The following is a 17,757-nucleotide window of genomic DNA, read 5'->3' on the forward strand; positions in this document are numbered from 1 at the left end:
GACCTTGGCCTTTCAATCGACTTTTCCCTTCGAAACGTCCGCGGCGCGCGCGGACGCTTCGTCCTTATTGCGGCTGTTGCCGGCTTACGAAGGACATTGGGACGAGTTACGCGACGCCTCGGGCGCGTTGCGCGAACCGTGGCGGCAATTCTTCGAGCGGCTCGGCGAAGACGGCATCGCGCGATTGGAGGACCACTACGCGTCGGTCGCGCAGCAGATCCGCGACAACGACATCAGCTACAACGTCTATGCGGATAACGGCGAGCCGCGGGCATGGGCGCTCGACCTGCTGCCGTTCCTGATCAGCGAGGCCGAGTGGGCGCATATCGAGCGTGGCGTGACGCAGCGCGCGCATCTGCTCAATGCGATCGTCGCCGATATCTATGGGCCGCAAACCTTGCTCGAGCGTGGGCAACTGCCGCCCGCGCTGGTGTTCGGGCATCCGGGCTATCTGCGTTCCGTGAAGGGTTTTACGCCGCCTGGCGGTCAGTATCTGCAGGTGGTTGCCGTCGATCTGGCGCGTACGCCCGCCGGCAACTGGACCGTCATGGCGCATCGCACCGAGGCGCCATCCGGCCTCGGTTATGCGCTGGAAAACCGGCTGATCGTGTCGACACTATTCGCCGATCCGTTTCGCACGATGCGCGTGAGCCGCCTCGCGCCGACTTATTCGCAACTGATCGCGACGCTCGTGCAGGCCGCTCAGGCCACCATGCAGGACGACGGTTCGGGAGCCGACCGTTCGCCGCATATCGCCTTGCTCACGCCAGGGCCGTTTAGCGAGACTTACTTCGAACACGTGTTTCTCGCGCGGTATCTCGGCGTTACGCTGGTCGAAGGCAAGGACCTGACCGTGCGCGACGACATGCTTTATCTGAAGACGCTCGCCGGTCTCGAGCGTGTGCATGTCGTGCTGCGCCGTCTGGACGATGCCTTCTGCGATCCCGTCGAACTGCGCGCGGATTCGAGCATCGGCGTGCCGGGCCTGCTGCAGGTGATGCGCGCGGGCAATGTGATCGTGTCGAACGTGCCGGGTTCGGGCTTTGTCGAATCGCCGGCCTTGCATGGCTTTCTGCCGGGTATCGCCGAGGTTTTGCTCGACGAAGACCTCGTGTTGCCGAGCGTGGCGACCTGGTGGTGCGGCGAAAAGGCGGCGCGCGTCCACGCGTTCGGGCGTCTGGAAGAAGCGTTTATTGTGCCGACCTGGCCGGTCGCGGCACGCGATGCGCCACCCGGCATCGAACAGGGCAGGCAGCGGTTGTCGACATGGCGCGAACGGATCGAAGCGATGCCCGACGCTTATACGATCCAGCAGCCGCAGCGCTTTTCCTGCACGCCGCGTTACGAGGACGGCACGATTGGCCGCCGTCCGTCGGTGTTGCGCGTCTATGCGATTGCCGACGTCAACGGCGGCTGGCATGTGATGCCCGGCGGCTTTACGCGGATGGCGGCCGAGCGTCAGGCGACGGTGTCGATGCAATACGGCGGCAGCAGCGTCGATACATGGGTGCTGTCGAGTCAGCCGACGTCGACCTTCACGCTGCTGCCTTCGCCGATGCAACCCGCCGACCTCGCGCGCAAGCATCGCACCGTGTCGAGCCGGGCGGCGGAAAACCTCTTCTGGGCCGGACGTTACGGTGAACGCGCCGAAAACAACGTGCGGCTGTTGCGCCTGATTCTCGGCTCGCTGGAAGGCAACGACGCCGACGCAATGTTCCCCACGCTGGTCGAGCTCGCCATGCATTGTGGTCTCGTGCAATCCGGCGACATGTTCTCGCCTCATTCGCCGCAAGCATTCGAGCGCGCGCTGGTCGCGAATCTGAGCGAGAGCACGGGTGCTGCGAGCATCGGCCAGAACCTCAACTACCAGGCGCGTGCGAACGGCGAAGTGCGTGGGCGCCTGTCGAACGATCACTGGCGCACGATTCTCGCGGCGCGCAACGACTTCCGCGATGCGCTGCAGACGTTGATGCCGGCTGCGGGTTCCAACGGCAACGGAAATGGCAGTGGCAACGGCAGTAATGGTTCATCGCAGGGCGGGGCGAATGGTAACGGCCGCGCGGAGCGCAGTGAACGCTACGACCGTTATGACCGGGTGACGCTGATGAACGCGCTCGAACGCCTGTCGGTGCAGTTGTCGGCGATCAGCGGCGCACAGGGCGACCGCATGACACGCGACGAAGCATGGCGTCTGCTATTCGTGGGCCGGCACATCGAGCGCGTCTCGGCGATGACGTCGTTCCTGCGTGTGGTCGCCGATAAAGGCCAGCTCGCGACGCCGGCCGGGTTCGATCTGCTGCTCCAATTGTTCGACAGCACGCTGACATATCGCTCGCTGTATCCGGGCCGTTTCGAAGTGCCGGCGTTGCTCGACCTGCTGGTGATCGAGCCAACCAATCCGCGTGGTGTCTACGGTGTCTATGAGCGCCTGCGCAAAAAGATCGATGAGATCTCCGTGGCGGCGGGCAGCATGCGGCATCGTCCGTTTGCGGAATTGATGCCGCCGGCCGACGCGTTGCCGGCGCTCGAATCGTTGTGCGCAATCGACGAAAACGATTCATACGCTGACCTGATTGCGGTTTGCGATCAGATTGGTGACTATGTCGGCGCGGCGGCGCATGAGATCAGTGCGCGCTATTTCAGTCACGCCAGTACTGTGGCATCGCAGGTGTGGTCATGAAGAACGCGCCGACCGTGTTGTCCGTCTCGCATCGCACGACCTACCACTACTCCACGTATGTGGAGACCGCGCAGCATCTTGCGACGATCCGTCCGATCGCCTGTTCGTGGCAGCGTGTGGTCTCGCACAGCGAAAAGATCGAACCGAAGCCGTCGTATCAGACTAGCCGTATCGACGCATTCGGCAACGACGTTCTGTACTTTGCGCTGGACGCTCCGCACGAGCGCTTGCAACTTGTCAGCGAAACCACGGTGGCGCTGACGCCACGCTGGACCGACCTCGACCCCGATGAGACGCCCGAATGGGAAGACGTGGCGGACGCGTTGCGTTTCTGGGTGGGTGGCGAGTTCCGGCCCGAGGTGGAGTTCTGCTTTGCGTCGCCGAACATCGTGCCGCGGCCGACGTTGCGCGCTTATGCACTGCCGAGCTTTCCTCCCGGCATGCCGATCGTGGCGGGCGCGATCGATCTGATGCACCGGATTCACGAAGACTTCGCGTACAAGCCTTCAGCGACGATGTTCGACACACCCGCCGAGCGCGCTTTCGAATTGAAGAGCGGAGTATGCCAGGACTTCGCGCAGGTGATGATCGGCTGTTTGCGTTCGCTGGGTTTGCCGGCGCGTTATGTGAGCGGTTACCTGCGCAACGATCCGCCGCCTGGGCAGCCGCGGCTGATCGGCGCCGATGCCTCGCATGCGTGGGTGTCGGTGTATTGCCCGGGGACTGGCTGGATCGATCTCGACCCCACCAATGACGTGCTCGCCGATATGGATCACGTGACGCTCGCGATTGGGCGCGATTACAGCGATGTGTCTCTGCTGCGCGGGATGATTCTGGGGGGCGGGGCGCATCGGGTGGAGGTGGGGGTGACGGTGTTGGCGCTTTGAGCCGCCGCGTTTACTCACAGCTTTAATCCGCTGCTTTCTGCCGCCGCTTTTTTGTCGCTTTAACTCTTCAGCAAGCCACTTTCAGATCGGACCCATTGGTCTGATCTGCCGCGCGCGTACGTCGGCGCGCTCATCTATCCCACTTTCGGGAAAACCCTCTCTCCTCATTCCCATTCAATGGGAATCTGATTTTTGAAAAGCGAGAATGTTCTGGCATTCTGATTCCGTTATTCATTGTGGATAGTTTTCATCGTGAACGCGGAACAGGGTGTGACAGGGGCCGAACGGGTGCTGCTGGTGCTGGCGGCACTCGCCAGTCATGGCAAGGCTATGTCGGTCAAGGACCTGCTCGGTGTCACCGGTCTCGCGCAAAGCACGCTGTACCGCCAAATCGCCTTGCTTAAGCGCTGGGGCTTCGTCGCCGAAAACGCGGGCTATTACGCGCCGGGTCCGATCAGCCTGCAACTCGCGCTGGGCTTCGACGTGAATTCGCTGCTTGTCGAAGCGAGCCGGGCGGAGATGCAGCAACTGGCGCGTGCGTCGCAGGAAAGCATCGGACTGGTGGTCGCGGTCAAGCATCAGGTGATGTGCCTGGAAATGGTCGACAGCCAGCACTCGTTGCGTTGCTCGTTCGAAAAAGGCCGCGCCGTACCGCTGAAAGCCGGTGCTTCGGCGAAATCGCTACTGGCGTTCATGGCCGACAAGGCGCGCATCGAAGTACTCGATAGCGTGTTCGACAACGACCCTGCCGGTCGCGCCGCGATGGAAACCGAACTCGAACAGATTCGCGCTCAAGGCTACGCCGTCAGCGACAGCGAAGTCGACCCGGGCGTGTGGGGTGTGAGCGCCCCGATATTTCATCGCAGCGGACGCAGCGCAGGCAGTAGCGCGTCGATCACGCTGATGGCGCCGTCCACGCGCGCCATCGGCCGCGAAAGCCAATTCATCGACGGGACGCTACGCACGGCCCGCGCAATTTCCGAGCATATGCAAACCGATTGATCGAGCAACGCCATTCCCGGCTGCATTCGATCTGGATACCGAACGAACTGAACGAACTGAACGAACCACAAGGAGCCCTCCCATGAAACTGAATCGACTGTTGTCCCTCGCATGCGTCACGTTTGCCGTCACGTTCGCTGGTTTTTCCGGCGCCGCGTCCGCACAAACGCCGGACGTGCTGAACGTTGCCACCGACGCGACTTTCCCGCCGATGGAATTTACTGAGAACGGCGCACGCGCCGGCTTCGACGTCGACATGATGAACGCGCTCGCGAAAGCCATGGGCAAGCGCGTGCAATGGACCGATATCGATTTCAAGGGACTGGTTCCGGGTCTGATCGCGCATCGCTTCGACGCGGCGATTTCCGGCATCTATATCACCGACGATCGCGCGAAGGTGGTCGACTTCACCGATTCGTACTACGCGGGCGGCCTCGTCGCACTCGTAAAAGACAGTTCGCCGGTTAAGTCGGTGGCCGATCTGAACGGCAAGAAAGTTTCGGTCCAGGTGGGCACGAAGTCGGTCAACTTCCTGCGCGACAACTTCCCGCAGATCAACCGCGTCGAAGTCGAGAAGAATCAGGAAATGTTCGACCTGGTCGGCATCGGCCGTGCCGATGCTGCCGTGACCGGCAAGCCGGCGGCCTATCAATTCGTGAAGACGCGCAGCGGTTTCCGCGTGCTCGACAAACCGCTGACCACCGAAGCTTACGGTATCGCCGTGCGCAAGGACGAACCGCAACTGAAAGCGGCGTTCAACACGGCGCTGGCAAAGATCAAGGCCGACGGCACGTACGCGGCGATCGTCAAGAAGTGGTTCGGCGCCACCGCGCAATAACCGGCTGAGCAGACATAATGGAACTCGATTTTTCGCCGGTGATTGCCGGCTGGCCGGACATCATGCATGGCGCGCTGGTGACGGTCGAAGTGACCGCCGCCGCGCTCGCGCTGAGCTGCGTGCTGGGCCTGCTGATCGGCATCGGCCGGCTGACGCCGAAGCGGCGCATTGTCTACGCCTTCTGTACGGCGTATCTCACGTTTTTCCGCGGCACGCCCTTGCTCGTACAACTGTTTCTGCTGTTCTTCGGCTTGCCGCAATTCGGCATTCTGTTGCCGGCCTTCGTGTGCGGGATGCTGGGGCTCGGCCTGTATTCGGCGGCTTATGTGTCGGAGATCGTGCGCGGTGCGATTCAATCGGTGGACCGCGGGCAGATGGAAGCGGCGCGTTCGATCGGCATGTCGTCGGGGCAGGCGATGCGCGCGATCATTCTGCCGCAGGCGATCGTTCGCATGATCCCGCCGCTCGGCAACGAGTTTATTGCGCTGATCAAGAACTCGGCACTGGTGTCGCTGCTGACGATCGACGATCTGATGCACGAAGGGCAGAAGATTATCAGCGTGTCGTACCGTTCGCTCGAAGTGTATCTGGCTATCGCGCTGGTGTATCTGGTGTTGACGCAGGTGACCAATTACGCGCTGCATCGTGTGGAGCGCCGCTTGCGTGCAGGAGGGATGGTGCAATGAATACCGTAGCCAAAGTGAATGAACCTATCGTCAGCATTCGTGGGCTGACCAAATCGTTCGGCTCGCATACCGTGCTGAACGGCATCGACTTCGATATTCAGCCGCAGCAGGTGGTGGTTGTAATCGGACCGAGCGGCTCGGGTAAAAGTACGTTCCTGCGTTGCTGCAACGGGCTTGAACAGGCTGAAGGCGGCACGATCGATATCTGCGGGCATCGTCTGGTGGACCACGGTGAGATGCTTAAGGAGCGTTCGCTGAACGCGTTGCGCACCGAAGTGGGTATGGTGTTTCAGTCGTTCAATCTGTTTCCGCATCTGTCGGTGCTGCATAACATCACGGTCGGTCCGCGCATGTTGCGCGGCGTCAGCAAGGCCGAAGCCGAAGCGACGGCAACCGCGTTGCTGGAAAAAGTGGGCCTTGCCCACAAGGCGCATGTGATGCCGGCGAGTTTGTCGGGCGGTCAGAAGCAGCGTGTTGCGATTGCTCGCGCACTGGCCATGCAGCCGCGCGTCATGTTGTTCGACGAGCCTACTTCCGCGCTCGATCCCGAACTGGTTGGCGAGGTGCTGCAAGTGATGAAGCTGCTCGCGAGCGAGGGCATGACGATGGTGGTCGTCACGCACGAAATGGGTTTCGCGAAGGAAGTCGCCGACGTGGTGGTGGTGATGGATGGCGGCGTGATCGTCGAGGCGGGGCCGCCTGCTGAGATTTTCTCGGCGCCTTCGCAACCGCGCACGCGGGCTTTTCTGCAGGCGGTGTTGTCGCGCGCATGAGAGTTCCATTCGATGAGAAGGTGTGGAGCGGCCGTTCCGACGATGGTGAACCTGGTGACACCCGGCGTATTTTCAATCAGGTAGTGCCGTTTGCGTTTGACCGTGATCTGCAGCATGAGGATGTTTTTCGTGTTGTTCCACGCGTTGAAAACGACGGGCCGGTAATCGTCGGCTTCGGTTCCGATGAAGGGGTGCGCCGCAATCAAGGCCGTACCGGCGCTGCACATGCACCGAAGGAATTGCGGCGAGTGTTGGCAGGTTTGCCGGCGAAGACGTCGATGGCGACGCTCGCCGATGCGGGCGATGTGGTGTGCGATGACAGCGATCTTGAGGGCGCGCAAGCGGAACTCGCGAAGGTGGTGAGCGATGTGCTCGCGAGCGGCGGCCGGCCGTTGGTGTTTGGCGGTGGCCATGAGGTTGCGTGGGGGACGTATTGTGGTTTGCGTCTGTATCAGGATCGTGTGGATGGGGCCGTGAGCACGTCGGCAGCTTCAGCGGTTGTGATGGCAGATACTGGTGCAGTTGCCATTTCGACAGGCACGTCGGCCGTTGCAACGCGCAAGCTGCTCATTATCAACTTCGACGCCCACTTCGATCTGCGTCAGAAGCGGCCTGCTAATTCAGGTACGCCGTTCGATCAGATTGCGAACGATTGCGCCGAACGAGGCGTGCCATTCAACTATGCCTGTTTCGGCATCAGCGATCTGGGCAACACAGCTTCGCTGTTCGCGCATGCAGACCGGCTCGGCGTGCGCTACGTGCTCGACATCGATATGCAGGAACCGCAATTGCCGCAGCGTCTGGACGATCTACAGCAACTGCTCGATGCAGCGGACGACGTCTATCTGACCATCGATCTCGACGTGCTCCCGGCCGCGACTGCGCCGGGTGTATCGGCGCCTGCTGCATTGGGCGTGCCGTTGTCGGTTGTCGAAGCGATGGTGCAGCGCGTGCGCGCGTCGGGCAAGCTGCGCGCGGCGGATATTGCGGAGTACAACCCGTCGCTCGATCAGGATAAGCGCACGGCGAGGGCGGCGGCGCGGTTGGCGTATCGGTTGCTTTAGCGTGGGCGAACGGCGCAGCGGCACGCGGCAAACGATGCTCTTACTCGCACTATTCGTTGGCGGGGCTATCGTCGGTGGCTTGACTGGGTTGTTCATCGCTCTGCCGCCTTCGACGGTCGAATGTGGTGACGAGTGCGGCGTGAGAGCTTTAGCTTTTGCCCTTCGCTGTGCATTGGCCGGTGGTGTTGCGCTTGCTATCGCCGGTCGGATCATGGCTAAAGCGCGCTTTCCCACTGTGCCGTAGGGGCTTACACCGGCATTTCAAACAGGCGTATACATGGATGTTCGCTTCGACAGGACGGATTGCAGATTCCCGGAAGCCTCATCCTGAGCAAACTTAAACTTGACTCTGTGCGTATGCACATATACACTGCCGAACATGACCCGTCCTCTCTCTTACGACGAATGCAACTGTTTCGCGCTGCGCCAGGCGGCCCGGCACGTCACGCAGATCTACGAGCGCCATCTTGGCGAGGTAGGGTTGACGGCTGCGCAGTTCACGATTCTCGCCAAGCTCGCGCGCACGCCGAACCTGCCAATGGTGGATCTCGCCGAAACCATGGTCATGGAGCGCACCACGCTGGTCCGTGCCATGAAACCGTTGCAGCGGGACGGGTTGGTGGTCGCCGAATCGGCGGAGCATGACGGCCGCACGTTTCTGTTCAGTCTCACCGAGAAGGGCGAAACGGTCTTCGATCAGGCCGCCATCGCCTGGCGCGCCGCGCAAGACGAGTTCGAAGAAAAGTTTGGTCATGCACGCGCCAGATCGCTGCGCGCCGAACTCTTCAGCATCACCGGATAAACAAAGCGTATGTGCTCGTCCCGACGAGCACCGGTACGCCTGATTGTGTGCATACGCACTTACGAGAAGGAAGCGCAACGATGGATGGGCTCTTCGACGACGACTGCTTTGCGATCCGCCAGGCCGCACGCTACGTGTCACAAATTTACGATCGCCACCTGGAGAACGTGGGGCTCACCATCACGCAGTTTTCGCTGATGGGGCGCCTGAATCGCATGGGTCCGATGACCATGAAGCAACTTGCCGAAGCCATGCGTATGCAGCGCACCACGCTGGTCCGTACGATCCAGCCGCTGCGGCGTAACGGGCTGGTGTCGACGGAAGCACTCGGCGCGGATGCACGGGCATTGTCGATTGCGTTGACGGCGGCGGGTGAAGAACGTCTGGAAGCCGGGCGTGAGCGCTGGTATGCCGCACAGGCCGAATTCGAGCATCGTTTCGGCGAGCAGCGCGCGGCAGCGTTGCGCGGCGAGTTGTTTGCAATCACACGAGATTCCATCTGAGGCCTCGCATCTTGCGAGACATGGCCGGCGCAACGCAACGCGCCGTTTTTTCAAGCCCTAAAAGTGCATACGCACATTCGACCATCATGTCCACTACACCTTCTACTATTGCACCGCCCAGCGTGGCAACCACTGCCAAACAGGCACGGCGCATTCCGTGGATGCTGCTCGCGATCATCACCGTGCTCGCCGTGCTGGCGCTTGCGGCGTCGTACTGGTTCTTCGTCGGCCGCTTTGTCGAAGCGACGGATGATGCCTACGTAGGCGGTGATGTGACCGTGATGTCGCCGAAGGTGAACGGCTTCGTCACGGACGTGCTGGTGCGCGACAACCAGTTCGTTCACGCGAACCAGGTGCTGATCCGGCTCGACGCGCGCGATTACGACGCCCGCCTCGCGCAAGCCAGCGCGGAAGTGCAGAGCGCACAAGCCGCCGTCACGGAGTTGCAAGCGAAGAAGTCCTTGCAGCTTGCCACCATCAACGAGCAGGCCGCCGAGGTGCGTGCATCAGGCGCCGAGTTGACGCGCAGCGCCGCCGATCAGACGCGGTATCGCGAGCTGGTGAAGGACGACGCGGTGTCGAATCAGGTTGTCGAACGTGCGGACGCCGATCTGACCAAGGCGCATGCCGCGGTCGACCGCAGCAGCGCGGCGTTGATTGCGGCGCAACGGCAGATTGCCGTACTCGACGCGCAGATCGGCGATGCCGAGGCCCGTATCGCCACCGCGCAGGCGGCGCAACGTGTCGCGGCACTGAACGTGGAGTACACCACGATCCGTTCGCCGATCGACGGTTATGTCGGCAACCGCACCGCGCGGGTCGGTCTGCTGGCGAACACCGGCGTGTCGCTGCTGACCGTGGTGCCGTCGAGTGGCTTATGGATCGACGCCAACTTCAAGGAAGACCAGTTGAAGAAGATGCACGTGGGCGATGGAGTCGACGTCGATCTCGATGCATCGAGCAAACGGATTCACGGCGTGGTCGAGAGTCTTGCACCCGCGACCGGCGCGACCTTCAGCGTGTTGCCGGCTGAGAACGCCACCGGCAACTTCACGAAGATCGTGCAGCGCGTGCCGGTACGTGTACGCCTCGACGTGCCGAAAGACATGCAAGGCGTGCTGCGTCCTGGGCTTTCGGCGACGGTGAAGGTGCACGTCGGCAATCGCAACGCGCCGGTCAACGGATAACTCGATCATGGCTCAAGCCCCAGCCCATTTCGCCAATCCCGCTGACCTGCCGACGCGGACCAAAGTCCTCGCGTTCACGTTGATGTGCATTGGGTTTTTCATGGCGACGCTCGATATTCAGATCGTCGCGTCGTCGCTCAAGGATATCGGCGGCGGCTTGTCCGCGAGCCAGGACGAACTCTCGTGGGTGCAGACCTCGTATCTGATCGCCGAGATTCTGGTGATTCCGATGTCCGGCTGGCTCACCCGTGTGTTCTCGACGCGTTGGGTGTTCGCGTTTTCCGCGCTCGGCTTCACGGTCACCAGCATGTTGTGCGGTCTTGCGTGGGACATCAACTCGATGATCCTGTTCCGCGGTTTGCAGGGCGCGCTCGGCGCCGCGATGATCCCGACGGTGTTCACCACGGCGTTCGTGCTGTTTCCCGGCAAACAGCGCCTGATTGCGTCCACCACCATCAGCGCGCTCGCCACGCTTGCGCCGACGGTCGGCCCGGTGATCGGCGGCTGGATCACGTCGCAATGGTCATGGCACTGGCTGTTCTATCTGAACCTGGTGCCGGGTGTGGCCGTCACGCTGATGGTGCCGAAGTACGTGCACTTCGACAGCGTCGATCTCTCGCTGCTGAAGAAGGGCGATTACCTCGGCATCCTGCTGATGTCCGGTTTTCTCGGTTGCCTTGAATACGTGCTGGAGGAAGGGCCGCGCAAGAACTGGTTCGGCGACGATGTGATTCTGACCTGCACATGGATCGCCGCGATCTGCGGCTTCCTGTTCATCGTGCATGCATTCACCGCGAAAGAGCCGATCGTCGATTTGCGCGCCCTGGCGATCCGCAACTTCGGCATTGGCAGTCTGCTGTCGTTCATCACCGGCATCGGGATTTTCTGCGCGGTGTTCCTGACGCCCGTGTTTTTGTCCCGTGTGCGTGGCTTCGATTCGTTGCAGATCGGCGTGGCGTTGCTGTCGGTCGGTTGTTTTCAATTGGTCGCGATGGTTGCCTATTCGGTGGTCGCACGCTTTGTCGACATGCGGATCCTGCTGGTGTTCGGCCTCGTGCTGTTCGGTGTCGGCTGTTATCTGTATGTGCCATTGACCAATCAGTGGGGCTGGCAGGAACTGCTCATCCCGCAGGCGTTGCGTGGCATCGGCCAGCAATTCTGTATTCCACCCATCGTCACGATGGCGCTCGGTTCATTGCCGATGTCGAGGCTTCGCTCCGCCAGCGGCCTGTTCAATCTGATGCGCAATCTGGGCGGTGCGATTGGCATTGCAGTGAGTAGCACGATGCTCAACGATCGTTTGAATCTCCACTACGAGCGGCTCGATGAACACCTGAGTGCCGGGCGTCCGGTAGTTGAATCGATTTTGCAGCAGCAAAGCGCGCATTTTGCGCAAGTCGGCGGCGATGCGCTGAATGCGGCCAATGCGGGCCTCGGCGCATTGCATGGGTTGCTGATGCGCGAAGCGCTCGTGCTTACATTCTCCGACACGTTTTTTGTGCTGTCGCTCTGTTTTGTCGTCGGTTTGCTGAGTGTGCTGTTCTCGCGCCCGTTCGGCAATACCGCGCCGCCGCCCGATGCTCATTGAGGAATTCAGCATGAAACCGATCGTTATCAAAGTACTGGCGAGCGCGGCGCTGCTGACGCTCGCGGCATGCGCCGTGCAACCTGCAACACATGCCGATCTGCCGCATACGGTTCAAACCGTCGCGCCGACCGCGTGGAATGTCGATGCGCCGCAAGACAGCGTTAGCGCCGGCACATGGTGGGCGCAATTCGGCGATCCTGTCATGCATCAGTTGGTGGAGTCGGTGTTGACGGGCAATCTCGACGTGCAGGCCGCGGTGGAACGCGTCAAGCAGGCGCAGGATATCGTGACACAAAATCGCGCGGCATTGTTGCCGGAGCTGGACGCCAGCGCGACCGCTTCCGACTCTCGTCAGAACACGCCGCCGCCGCTCGGCTATGTGCGTCAGGCTGGCATCGGCGTGACGGCGAGCTGGACACCGGACGTTTTCGGCGGCGAACGTCTTGCGGTTCTGGGAGCACAGGCGCAAGTGTCGGGGCGTCAGACGGCTTTGAATCAACTGCGTCTGGCACTCGCCGCGAACACGGCGGCGGCCTATATCGATCTGCGCTGGGCGCAGTCGCAATTGCAGATTCTCAGCGACAACGAACAGATCCGCGCCCGCGCCTTGAAGCTTACACAGGAGCGTTTGCATTATGGTCTGTCGACGCAACTCGACGTGGCGCGTGCGCAGAACCAGTTAGAAGATTTGCAGGCACAGATCCCACGCATGCAGTCGACCGTGCAGCATCAATTGAGTTTGATCGCGGTGTATTCGGGCCGCACGCCGGAGAGCGTCGACGGCTTGCTGCTCGCCGATCCACATAATGCACGCGACATTCCGGTACCCGCGCAAAGCGTGCCGCAAATGTTGCCGTCCGAGGCATTGTTGCAGCGGCCCGACGTGCGCAATGCTTACACCACGGTCGAACAGCGCGCGGCAGAAGTGGGCGTATCGAAAGCGCAGCGCTATCCGCAGTTCAGGCTTAATCTCGCCGATGGCTTGCTGGCCTCGTCCTACCTCGGCTTGCCGACGCTGACCGATAACCTCTTCAGCGCCGCGTTAAATGCAACGAGCCCGATCTTCAACGCCGGCCGCATCACCGCGAACATCGACGCGAGCGAGAGCCGGATGCGCGAATCGCAACTCGGCCTGCAGCAAACCATGCTGCAGGCGCTCAAGGAAATCGAGGACAACCGCAGCGATCTGGTGAATGGCGCGGTGCAGGTGCAACGCCTGGGCGGCGCGCTCGATGCATCGAATCATGCGCTGCATCTGTCGAGCGAGCTCTACAAGGGCGGCGCCACGGATTTTCTCGATGTGCTCGCCGCGCAGGAGGCGTACCTGCGTGACGCGGAATCGTTGAATCAGGCCAAACGCGAGCACGCGCTCGCGGCGGTGGCGTTGTACCGCTCGCTTGGCGGCGGCTGGGATGTGCCAGAAACGGTCACGGCGGCATCGGCAAATTGACGCGCGTGGACGCGCGGGGAAATGAGTAGTCCAACTGGAGATGAACGATGAGTACGCGAGAAGTGGTGATCTGCAATCCGGTGAGAACGCCGATTGGCGCGTTCGGCGGATCGTTGAAAGAAGTACCCGCAACCGGACTCGGCGCGGTCGCGGTGCGTGAGACGCTGCGGCGCAGCGGACTCGATCCGGCCGCGTTGGCGTCGGTCGTGATGGGCAACGTGATTCAGGCCGGCAACCGGATGAATCCGGCGCGTCAGGCGTCGATTGGCGGCGGCGTGCCCGTCGCTGTGCCGGCGTTGACGGTCAATCGTGTGTGCGGATCGGGTGCTCAGGCGATTGCGTCCGCGGCCCAGGAAATCTGGCTTGGCCTCGGCGATGCAGCCGTGGCCGGCGGCATGGAAAACATGGACCGCGCGCCGTATCTGCTCGACGGCGGCCGCTGGGGCTACCGGATGGGCAACGCGCAAATCCACGACAGCCTGCTGCGCGACGGCCTGAACGACGCGTTTTCCGGCGAGCATTCCGGCTGGCATACCGAAGACCTCGTCTCGCAGTTCGACCTCACGCGAGAAACGCAGGACCGTTGGGCCGCGCGTTCGCAACAGCGTTTCGCCGAAGCGCAGGCGCGCGGAGATTTCGACACTGAACTGGTGGCCGTGGAAATTCCGGGACGCAAAGGCCCGCAGCATTTTACGAGCGATGAACAGCCGCGCCCGGATACCACGGTCGAAACGCTCGCCAGACTGCGTCCGGCATTCCGTCCGGACGGCACGATTACCGCGGGCAACGCGCCGGGATTGAACAGCGGCGCGGCAGCCATGCTGGTCGCCGAACGTGGCTTCGCCGAGGCGCGTGGCATCGAGCCGTTCGCGCGGCTGGTGGCGTACGGCGTCGCGGCCGTCGAGCCGGGCATGTTCGGACTCGGTCCGGTGCCGGCGGTGCAAATGGCCCTGGCGCGCGCAGGCTGGCAACTCGAGGACGTCGAACGCTTCGAGATCAATGAAGCCTTCGCCGCCGTGCCGATCGCGGTGGCGCGCAGACTCGGCATCGCGGACGAACTGATCAATGTGCAAGGCGGTGCGATTGCGCATGGTCATCCGATCGGCGCGACCGGCGCGGTATTGACGACGCGTCTGCTGCATTCGATGCGTCGCGACGGCCTGAAACGCGGCATCGTCACGTTATGCATCGGTGGCGGGCAAGGGATTGCGCTGGCATTGGAAGTGATCTGAGGTCGACTGCCGCGGCGCGTTGTTGTGTCCCGAAACGCCAACGCGCCGTGGCTCTTTCATTGCCTTTTAGATGCGCGGCGCATTAACCCCGATACGGCTTGTTCAACAAACAGGCCTTACCCGTTATTTAAAGTTTTTCCTTCAGCACAAGTTTCGATTAGCATCATTGCCACTTTCACGAGAACACCAAGAGACATGGCACTGATCGCACGAAACCTCCTCGGTATTGCCGTACTGCTACTCATCGCTTTCATCTTTTCGACCAACCGCCGCGCCATCCGCTTACGGACTGTAATCGCCGCGCTCCTTGCGCAGATCGGTATCGGTGCGTTCATTCTCTTCGTGCCGTTCGGCAAGACGGTCCTCTCGGCCGCGGCGTCCGGCGTCAATCACGTGCTCGGCTATGGCAACGCGGGCATCGAGTTCCTGTTCGGCGGGCTCGTTCAATCGAAGATGTTCCAGGTCTTCGGCGACGGCGGTTTCGTTTTCGCCGTGCGGGTGCTGCCGGCCATCATCTTCGTTACCGCGTTGATTTCCGTGATGTACTACCTCGGCGTGATGCGCTGGGTGGTGCTCGTGCTCGGCACGCTGTTCCAGAAATTACTGGGTGTTTCGAAGCTGGAATCTTTCTCGGCTGTCACCACGATCTTTCTGGGCCAAAGCGAAATGCCGGCCGTGGTCAAGCCGTTCGTCCGCGACATGACCGGCGCCGAGCTGTTCGCGGTGATGTCGAGCGGCATGGCGGCGATTGCCGGTTCGGTGCTGGCCGGATATGCGGGCCTCGGCGTACGCGTCGAATATCTGCTGGCCGCGTCGTTCATGGCGGTGCCCGGCGGCTTGCTGTTCGCCAAGATCATTCACCCGACCACCGAACCGAGCCGCGTGCATCTCGAGAACCTCAGCTTCGACGAAAAGCGTCCCGCGAATGTGATTGAAGCGGCGAGTTCGGGCGCGACCGTGGGCCTGAAAATCGCCGTGATGGTGGGCGCGATGCTGATCGCGTTCGTCGGCCTGATCGCATTGCTCAACGGCATTGTGGGCGGCATAGGCGGCTGGTTCGGCCATCCGCAACTGTCGATGCAATCGGTGCTCGGCACGGTATTCGCACCGCTCGCGTATCTGATCGGCGTGCCGTGGAACGAGGCTGCCATCGCCGGCAATTTCCTCGGGCAGAAGATCATTCTGAATGAATTCGTCGCGTATGCGTCGCTGTCGCCGTACCTGAAAGATGCGGCAAGCGTAAGTGCAGCCGGCCTGCAGGTACTCGATCCGCGTACCCTTGCTATTCTGTCGTTTGCGCTGTGCGGCTTCGCGAATTTCGCGTCGATCGCGGTATTGACGGGAGGCTTTAGCGCCGTCGCGCCGGAACGCCGCGCCGAAGTGGCACGCTACGGCTTGCGTGTCGTGCTCGCCGCGACGCTCTCGAACCTGATGAGCGCCACGATTGCGGGCATCTTCCTGACACTGAATTGAATCGAGGATCGTTGCATGAACATGGAACAACTGCTGGAACGCGCGGGTGTCGCGCGAGAAAAGGCCTATGCGCCTTATTCGAAGTTCAAGGTCGGCGCCGCGCTGCTGACCAAAGACGGCAAAGTATTCGACGGCTGCAATGTCGAGAACGCCTCGTACGGATTGTGCAATTGTGCTGAACGTACGGCGTTTTTCAGCGCGATTGCCGCGGGCTATCAGCGCGACCAGTTCGCCGCGCTTGCCGTGATCGGCGATACGGATGGACCGATTGCACCGTGCGGCGCGTGCCGCCAGGTGATCATCGAACTGGGCGGCCCCGAATTGCCGATCCGGCTCGGCAATCTGCATGGCGCCACTCGCGATACCACCGCACGTGAACAATTGCCGGACGCCTTCTATCTATGAGCAAGCACAAGGTTATCTACGACACCGATCCCGGTGTGGACGACGCGATGGCGCTTGTTTTCCAGGCGCTGCATCCGGACATCGAATTGTTGGGTCTGACGAGCGTATTCGGCAACGCCACGATCGCGACCACCACGCGCAATGCGCGTTTTCTCGCCGGGCGATTCGCACCGGGCGTGCCGGTTGCGCAGGGCGCCGCGGCACCGCTCAAGCGCGCGGCACCCGAGCCGCTCGCGTGGATTCATGGCGACAACGGGCTTGGCAACATCGCGATCGAAGCCGGTTCTGAAGCCGCGCTCGACGCACGTCCCGCGCACCGTTTCATCATCGACACGGTACGCGCGCATCCTGGCGAAGTGACCTTGATCGCCGTGGGCCCGCTCACGAACCTGGCATTGGCGCTCGCCGACGATCCGCAGATCGCGCCGCTCGTCAAGCAGGTGGTCATCATGGGCGGCGCGTTCGGCACCGACGGCGTGCTCGGCAACGTGACCCCTGCCGCGGAGGCGAATATTCTCGGCGATCCCGACGCCGCCGATATCGTGCTCGGCGCGCCGTGGCCGGTAGCGATCGTCGGACTCGACGTCACGCAGCGCACCATCATGAGCCAGGACTATCTGGCGTCGCTGCGCGAGCGCGGCGGGGAGGCAGGGCAGTTCGTATGGGACGTATCGCGGCACTACGAAGCCTTTCATGAGCAGAGCGCGCAACTTAAAGGCATTTACGTGCACGATTCGTCGGCGGTCACGTATGTGCTGGCGCCGCATCTCTATACGACTCGCAGCGGTTCCGTACGTGTGCTGACGGACGGTATCGCGGTGGGCCAAACCATCCAGAAACCCTCTACGATGCCGGTGCCCGCGCCGGACTGGGACGGCCGGCCCGAGTGCAAAGTCTGCCTCGACGTAGATGTGCCCGGGATGCTCGCGCTTTATGAGCGCACCATCTGCGGCGCGTTGTAGGGTGATCTTGCAACGCTGCCGTCCCGTTGCGTGTTCAGGGGAGGCCGTTCTTTGAACTGCACCCCAACGGCCGCATCAGTGGCCAATTTTTGGGGTGCTGTTCATTTGGGCGCCGTTCAATCAGCGCCTCTTTTATGCCAGCCAGAGCGTAATGGACGGCTGACGGTGCGGCGATTGATCTGATGTAAGAACAACGAGGCAACAACGAGGCAACAACGCGGTCAC

At 61.9% G+C, this 17,757-nt stretch carries 16 protein-coding genes; all 16 read left to right on the forward strand.

Annotated elements, in window-relative coordinates:
* Positions 1-4: 4 nt before the first annotated feature.
* Entirely contained in the window at positions 5-2,680 is a 2,676-nt protein-coding gene (locus ACOSV0_RS25460) for a circularly permuted type 2 ATP-grasp protein (protein ID WP_434114790.1), read from the forward strand.
* On the forward strand, positions 2,677-3,567 hold the full coding sequence (locus ACOSV0_RS25465) for a transglutaminase family protein (RefSeq protein ID WP_434114792.1): 891 nt from the start codon (positions 2,677-2,679) through the stop codon (positions 3,565-3,567). Before ACOSV0_RS25460 ends, ACOSV0_RS25465 begins: the two co-directional genes overlap by 4 nt.
* 252 nt (positions 3,568-3,819) lie before the next feature.
* Entirely contained in the window at positions 3,820-4,569 is a 750-nt protein-coding gene (locus ACOSV0_RS25470; protein ID WP_434114793.1) for an IclR family transcriptional regulator, read from the forward strand.
* 82 nt (positions 4,570-4,651) lie between these two features.
* The gene (locus ACOSV0_RS25475) at positions 4,652-5,407 is read left to right on the forward strand and encodes a transporter substrate-binding domain-containing protein (protein WP_434114794.1); all 756 of its coding nucleotides are present in this window, start codon (positions 4,652-4,654) and stop codon (positions 5,405-5,407) included.
* A gap of 17 nt (positions 5,408-5,424) precedes the next feature.
* Positions 5,425-6,093 carry an amino acid ABC transporter permease gene (locus tag ACOSV0_RS25480; RefSeq protein ID WP_175048863.1) on the forward strand — a complete coding sequence of 223 codons (669 nt, stop codon included), beginning with the start codon at positions 5,425-5,427 and terminating at the stop codon, positions 6,091-6,093.
* Positions 6,090-6,866: an amino acid ABC transporter ATP-binding protein gene (locus ACOSV0_RS25485; protein ID WP_434114797.1), complete on the forward strand. Its 777-nt coding sequence runs from the start codon at positions 6,090-6,092 to the stop codon at positions 6,864-6,866. Before ACOSV0_RS25480 ends, ACOSV0_RS25485 begins: the two co-directional genes overlap by 4 nt.
* A complete protein-coding gene (locus tag ACOSV0_RS25490; protein WP_434114798.1) occupies positions 6,863-7,930 on the forward strand; it encodes a formimidoylglutamase in 1,068 nt (355 codons plus the stop codon). The genes ACOSV0_RS25485 and ACOSV0_RS25490 overlap by 4 nt, the downstream gene beginning before the upstream one ends.
* A gap of 379 nt (positions 7,931-8,309) precedes the next feature.
* Positions 8,310-8,732, forward strand: coding sequence for a MarR family winged helix-turn-helix transcriptional regulator (locus ACOSV0_RS25495; protein ID WP_434114800.1), 423 nt, complete (start codon positions 8,310-8,312; stop codon positions 8,730-8,732).
* A gap of 80 nt (positions 8,733-8,812) precedes the next feature.
* The gene (locus tag ACOSV0_RS25500; protein ID WP_434114801.1) at positions 8,813-9,235 is read left to right on the forward strand and encodes a MarR family winged helix-turn-helix transcriptional regulator; all 423 of its coding nucleotides are present in this window, start codon (positions 8,813-8,815) and stop codon (positions 9,233-9,235) included.
* 86 nt (positions 9,236-9,321) lie between these two features.
* A complete protein-coding gene (locus tag ACOSV0_RS25505; protein ID WP_434114802.1) occupies positions 9,322-10,422 on the forward strand; it encodes an HlyD family secretion protein in 1,101 nt (366 codons plus the stop codon).
* A 7-nt stretch (positions 10,423-10,429) separates the two neighbouring features.
* The gene (locus ACOSV0_RS25510) at positions 10,430-12,010 is read left to right on the forward strand and encodes a DHA2 family efflux MFS transporter permease subunit (protein ID WP_434114804.1); all 1,581 of its coding nucleotides are present in this window, start codon (positions 10,430-10,432) and stop codon (positions 12,008-12,010) included.
* Positions 12,011-12,020: 10 nt separating this feature from the next.
* Positions 12,021-13,460, forward strand: coding sequence for an efflux transporter outer membrane subunit (locus ACOSV0_RS25515; RefSeq protein WP_434114805.1), 1,440 nt, complete (start codon positions 12,021-12,023; stop codon positions 13,458-13,460).
* A gap of 47 nt (positions 13,461-13,507) precedes the next feature.
* A complete protein-coding gene (locus ACOSV0_RS25520; RefSeq protein WP_434114806.1) occupies positions 13,508-14,692 on the forward strand; it encodes a thiolase family protein in 1,185 nt (394 codons plus the stop codon).
* Positions 14,693-14,887: 195 nt separating this feature from the next.
* Positions 14,888-16,165 carry a NupC/NupG family nucleoside CNT transporter gene (locus ACOSV0_RS25525; RefSeq protein ID WP_434114808.1) on the forward strand — a complete coding sequence of 426 codons (1,278 nt, stop codon included), beginning with the start codon at positions 14,888-14,890 and terminating at the stop codon, positions 16,163-16,165.
* A gap of 15 nt (positions 16,166-16,180) precedes the next feature.
* Entirely contained in the window at positions 16,181-16,570 is a 390-nt protein-coding gene (locus tag ACOSV0_RS25530; RefSeq protein WP_434114809.1) for a cytidine deaminase, read from the forward strand.
* Positions 16,567-17,532, forward strand: a complete 966-nt coding sequence (locus ACOSV0_RS25535) for a nucleoside hydrolase (protein WP_434114811.1) — start codon at positions 16,567-16,569, stop codon at positions 17,530-17,532. Before ACOSV0_RS25530 ends, ACOSV0_RS25535 begins: the two co-directional genes overlap by 4 nt.
* Positions 17,533-17,757 lie beyond the last annotated feature (225 nt).

The organism is Paraburkholderia caffeinilytica (assembly GCF_051027425.1).
Classification (GTDB): Bacteria; Pseudomonadota; Gammaproteobacteria; order Burkholderiales; family Burkholderiaceae; genus Paraburkholderia; species Paraburkholderia caffeinilytica_A.

What these genes read in the sequence shown, in the direction of transcription:
- ACOSV0_RS25465 (WP_434114792.1), top strand. Translation starts at nt 2,677, where the DNA reads ATGAAGAACGCGCCGACCGTGTTGTCCGTCTCGCATCGCACGACCTAC.
- ACOSV0_RS25475 (WP_434114794.1), top strand. Translation starts at nt 4,652, where the DNA reads ATGAAACTGAATCGACTGTTGTCCCTCGCATGCGTCACGTTTGCCGTC.
- ACOSV0_RS25480 (WP_175048863.1), top strand. Translation starts at nt 5,425, where the DNA reads ATGGAACTCGATTTTTCGCCGGTGATTGCCGGCTGGCCGGACATCATG.
- ACOSV0_RS25485 (WP_434114797.1), top strand. Translation starts at nt 6,090, where the DNA reads ATGAATACCGTAGCCAAAGTGAATGAACCTATCGTCAGCATTCGTGGG.
- ACOSV0_RS25490 (WP_434114798.1), top strand. Translation starts at nt 6,863, where the DNA reads ATGAGAGTTCCATTCGATGAGAAGGTGTGGAGCGGCCGTTCCGACGAT.
- ACOSV0_RS25495 (WP_434114800.1), top strand. Translation starts at nt 8,310, where the DNA reads ATGACCCGTCCTCTCTCTTACGACGAATGCAACTGTTTCGCGCTGCGC.
- ACOSV0_RS25500 (WP_434114801.1), top strand. Translation starts at nt 8,813, where the DNA reads ATGGATGGGCTCTTCGACGACGACTGCTTTGCGATCCGCCAGGCCGCA.
- ACOSV0_RS25505 (WP_434114802.1), top strand. Translation starts at nt 9,322, where the DNA reads ATGTCCACTACACCTTCTACTATTGCACCGCCCAGCGTGGCAACCACT.
- ACOSV0_RS25510 (WP_434114804.1), top strand. Translation starts at nt 10,430, where the DNA reads ATGGCTCAAGCCCCAGCCCATTTCGCCAATCCCGCTGACCTGCCGACG.
- ACOSV0_RS25515 (WP_434114805.1), top strand. Translation starts at nt 12,021, where the DNA reads ATGAAACCGATCGTTATCAAAGTACTGGCGAGCGCGGCGCTGCTGACG.
- ACOSV0_RS25520 (WP_434114806.1), top strand. Translation starts at nt 13,508, where the DNA reads ATGAGTACGCGAGAAGTGGTGATCTGCAATCCGGTGAGAACGCCGATT.
- ACOSV0_RS25525 (WP_434114808.1), top strand. Translation starts at nt 14,888, where the DNA reads ATGGCACTGATCGCACGAAACCTCCTCGGTATTGCCGTACTGCTACTC.
- ACOSV0_RS25530 (WP_434114809.1), top strand. Translation starts at nt 16,181, where the DNA reads ATGAACATGGAACAACTGCTGGAACGCGCGGGTGTCGCGCGAGAAAAG.
- ACOSV0_RS25535 (WP_434114811.1), top strand. Translation starts at nt 16,567, where the DNA reads ATGAGCAAGCACAAGGTTATCTACGACACCGATCCCGGTGTGGACGAC.